The sequence below is a fragment of the Mycobacterium sp. genome, assembly GCF_049802695.1.
Taxonomy (GTDB): Bacteria; Actinomycetota; Actinomycetes; order Mycobacteriales; family Mycobacteriaceae; genus Mycobacterium.
In genome coordinates, this window is record NZ_JBARMY010000165.1 from 1 (window position 1) to 4,713 (window position 4,713).

Annotated in this window: 2 protein-coding genes; both read left to right on the top strand. The window is 67.7% G+C overall.

What is annotated here, in order from left to right:
• Positions 1 to 2,252 (top strand): SDR family NAD(P)-dependent oxidoreductase (locus WA317_RS06740; RefSeq protein ID WP_425172300.1); only part of this gene is annotated, 2,252 nt, incomplete at its 5' end.
• Positions 2,245 to 4,713: non-ribosomal peptide synthetase (locus WA317_RS06745; RefSeq protein ID WP_425172301.1), on the top strand; the 2,469-nt coding region annotated here is incomplete at its 3' end. The genes WA317_RS06740 and WA317_RS06745, both read left to right, overlap by 8 nt.

Below are 4,713 nucleotides of genomic sequence, written 5' to 3' on the forward strand. Positions count from 1 at the left end.
AGGCCGAGGAGATGATCACTAGAACGCCGGATTGGCTGGAGGTTTCGGTGGTCAACGCGCCGTCGTCGACGGTGGTGTCAGGGGACCGCGACGCGGTGGCGCAGTTGGTGCGACGTGCCGAAGACGACGGCGTGTTCGTCCGGATGCTCGACGTCGACTTCCCCGCGCACACCACTGCGCTGCAGCCGTTGCACGACAAGCTGCGCGAGCTGCTGCCGGCAGCAGAGTTCTCGGACTCGCCGGTGCCGTTCATCGGCTCGGCCAGCGGCGCTGCGGTGCCCGCCGGGACGGACTTCGCCGACTACTGGTGGGGCAATCTGCGCAACACCGTGCGATTCGACCGGGCGGTGGCGGCGGCCCGGCAACGCGACGCTGCGATGTTCGTCGAACTGTCCGCACATCCGGCGCTGCTGTACGCGCTGTCCGATCTCGTGGACGACGCGGTGGTTGTCGGCTCCGGGCGGCGCGACGAACCGCTTGTTGAGCACCTCTCAGCCGGCATCGCCGCCGCCGCGTTGGCCGACCCCGAATACCGGTGGGCCGACATCGCCGGGCTCGACGGTCATCGGCTGCTGCCCGACTTCCCCCATGCGCCGATGCGGGCCATCTACCTGTGGGCGCAGCCCGAACCGCTGCCACCACCGCCGGGTGCGGCGCTGACGGTCGCGGCCGAGCGGTGGGAGCCGTCTGCCACCCTCCGGACTGCATCATGCCGTACCGTCGCCGTCCTCGGGTCCGGCGACGATCCGTTGCGACGCCGGCTTACGGAGGCTGTCGCCGCTTACCACGATGCTGACCTGGTCAATCCGGCTGACGCCGAGGTCGTCGTGCTGGTCGCGCCGCCGCAGCCTGATGTGTCCGTGGCCGCCGATGAAATCATCCAGGCGGCACAGCAACTGGACTACCGCCGAGCCGTCGGCGCGGGCTGCCGGTGGGTGTGGTTGGTGACCGTCAATGCGGATGGTGTGCAGCCGGGGGAGTCTGTGCGGCCGGTGCAGGCGGCACTGAGCGCGATGCATCGCAGCGTCGGCTTCGAATTCCCCGACACCACCTTTGCTCACCTCGACTTGCCGCGCCGAGATGTCGACGCCGCCATTGCACGCCGCTGCGTCGACGTGCTGCGGGGTACCGCGACCGATGTGGCAGTGCGCGTCGGTGCTGCCGGGCTGACCAGTTACACGCGGACGCTGGGGGAATGCGCTCGGCCGATGCCTGATGCGGCCCCGGCTGACACTCTCGTCGACGACGTGGTGGTGACCGGTGGCAGCGGGGTCGTCGGCCTGCAATATGCCCGGTACTGCATCGAACACGGCGCCCGACGGGTCGTGCTGCTGAGCCGGAAAGGGATAGACCGCGCCGACCTGTCGAAACTGATTGGCCGGCATACCGTCGACGTGTCTGCCCCGGCCTGCGACATCACCGATCGTGCGGCGGTCAGGGCCGCCGCCGCCGAATACGGCGGCACCGGCGCGTCGCTGCTCGTTCACGCCGCCGGCGTCGCCAGATTCGGCTCGCATGACCAACTCACCGACGTCGACTGGGCTGACGTGTTCGACGCGAAAGTCACCGGGCTGACCAACCTGATCGATCTGTGGCCGCGGCGCGAGGGCTCTCGAATCACCCTGTGCTCGTCGGTTTCTAGCGTGTGGGGTGGATACGGGCACGCCGCGTATTCGGCAGCCAACCGGATACTCGACGTCTCCGCCGCGAAATTGCGGGCCGAGGCAGTCGACTGCACCTCAGTTCGATGGGGTCTGTGGCCGGGCACCGCGATCGGGGACCCCGAGGCGATCAAGGGCTTCGAGCGCGCCGGTCTCATCGCGATGGACCCGAATGCGGCGGTCAGCACCAGCCTGCGACCGCACAACGGCGATCCGCTGATCTTCGCCGCGGACTTCGACCGGCTGCAGATGCTCTTCGAGTCTCAGGGCACGACTGCGGGTTTCGTGACACCCACGGTGTCCGACGATGCGGATGCGGCCGGTGACGGCGATGCATCCAGCCAGAGGTCAGCCGCTGAGCTGGTGCGTGCCGAGCTGGCAGCCGCGTTGAGCCTCGGCGGGCCGGAGTCGGTGGACCTGAGCGCCGCCCTGATCGATCTCGGCGTCGACTCGCTGCTGGCGCTGGATCTGCGGAAGCGGTTGCGCCGCGGCACCGGCCGCTCGGTGCCGCTGGCCAAGCTGCTCGGCGGAATCACCGGCGTCGAACTGATCGAGGCTTTACAGGAAAAACTGGAGCGTCCGCGTGACTGACATCACCGACGCCCGACTCGACGAACAGCGCCTGGAGCTGTTGCGGCGCAAGCTCGCCGAGCGTGGCTTGGCGCGGAGCGCGACGCCGGTGCAGCAAGGCAGCACAGAACTGTCTGACGGTCAGCGCCGGATGTGGTTCGTGCAGTCGGTGGACCCCGGCAGCGGCCTGCTCAACATCTGTGTGTCCTACCGGCTCACCGGTCCCGTCGACGTGCACCGGTTACACCAGGCAGTCGACGCTGTGGCGCGGCGGCATCCGGTGTTACGCACGACCTACCACATCGACGACGACGGCGACCCAGTGGCAGTCATCCACGACGGTTTGCGGCCGGGCTGGGCTGAGCACGACCTGTCTGGGCTGGCTGACCAGGCCCGCCAGTTGCGATTGGAAGTGCTGGCGCAACGCGAATTTTCGCGCCCTTTCGACCTGACCGCCGACTCACCGCTGCGAACCACCGCGGTGCGCCTGGGCGACGATGCGTTGATGCTGCTGCTGACCGCCCATCACATCGCCTGGGATGACGGTTCCTGGGCACCGTTCTTCGCCGACCTCACCCGCGCCTACACCGGCCCGAACACCGAGCTCCCGCCGTTGCCGGCGACGGCGCCGGCCGGCTCGCCGGACAATCTCGACGAAGACCTCGCCTACTGGCGGGCGTTGATGACCGATCTTCCGGAACCACTCGAGCTTCCGGGACCCAACGGTTCGGTGGTGCCGAGTTCCTGGCGCTCGCAACGCACGTCGGTGCGCATACCCGCGACGACGGTGGACCGGGTGGCGGCGCTGGCCCGGCGAAGCGGCGCCAGCCCTTACATGGTGCTGCTGGCCGCGTTCTCGGCGTTGATGCACCGCTACACTCATGCCGACGACTTCCTGATCGCGGCGCCGGTGCTCAACCGCGGCGCCGAGACCGACGAAATGATCGGGTACTACGGCAACACCGTGGTTCTGCGGGCGCATCCGCATCGGGACCAGACCTTTTCCCAACTGCTGGCCGAGACCCGCGACACCGCCGTAGGCGCTTTTGCACATCAGCGGGTCAACGTGGACTTGCTGGTACGCGAATCCAATCCGGACCGCCGCCACGGCGCGGAGCGGATGACTCGGGTGAGCTTCGGTCTGCGGCAGCCCGACGGTGGCGGATTCCGCCCGGCCGACGTGCGTTGCGAGCGCGCCGAACTGCGGGGTCAGACCAGCCAGTTGCCGTTGACGTTCATGGTCGAGCTCGGCGAACACGGTGCACTGGTCGAAGCCGAGTATCTGGTAGAGGTGCTGGACCGGTCGTTGGTGCGGCAGCTGCTCGAGCACTACACCGTGCTGCTCGACAGCGCTTTGGCCGACCCTGATGCAGCGCTGTGGCAGTTGTCGGTGCTCAGCCCCTCCGACGGGGCCTGGGTGCAACAGATTTCCGCCGGTGACCGGTTCGTCACGCCCGCCGCGACGCTGCCCGCGCTGGTCACCGAACGGGCGGGGAATTCCCCGGACGCGGTCGCCGTGGTGTACGAGGGCCGCCAGTACAGCTACCGGGAGATCAACGAGGAAGCAAACCGGTTGGCGCACCGGTTGATCGAGCAGGGAATCGGCAGCGAGGACGTTGTCGCGGTGCTCCTGGACAAGTCCCCGGAGCTGATCATCACCGCGCTGGGCATCATGAAAGCCGGCGCGGTCTACCTTCCCGTCGACCCGACGTATCCCGAAGACCGGCTGGCCTTCATCCTCGGCGACTCCCAGCCGAGAATCGTTCTCCGCGAGCCGATCACCGGACTGACGGAATACCCGACCGCTGAGCCCGGCGCCGCGGAGCTGGTGCGACCACTGCGACCGGACAACACCGCATACCTGATCTACACCTCCGGCTCGACCGGATTACCCAAAGGTGTTCCGGTGCCGCACGCACCGATCGCCGAGTACTTCCGCTGGTTCGGTGTCGAATACCAGGTCGACGAGACCGACCGGCTGCTGCAGGTGGCATCGACCGGCTTCGACATCTCGATCGGCGAGATTTTCGGCACGCTGATCTGCGGTGCCCGTCTGGTGGTTCCACGCCCGGGCGGACTGCGCGACATCGGCTACCTGACCGAACTGCTGCACCGCGAGGGCATCACCTCGATGCACTTCGTCCCGTCGCTGCTGGGGCTGTTCCTGTCGCTGCCGGGCGTCAACCAGTGGCGAACCCTGCGCCGGGTGCCGATCGGCGGCGAACCGCTACCTGGAGAGGTGGCCGACAAATTCCACGCCACCTTTGACGCGTCGCTGTACAACTTCTACGGCCCCACCGAGACGGTGGTCAACGCCACCAGCTTTCAGGTGGACGGCACACAGGGGAACCGGATCGTCCCGATCGGGCGGCCCAAGATCAACACCCAGGTACATCTGCTCGACGATGCGCTGCAACCGGTCCCGGTCGGCGTCATCGGCGAGATCTACATCGGCGGAACCCATCTCGCGCACGGCTATCAT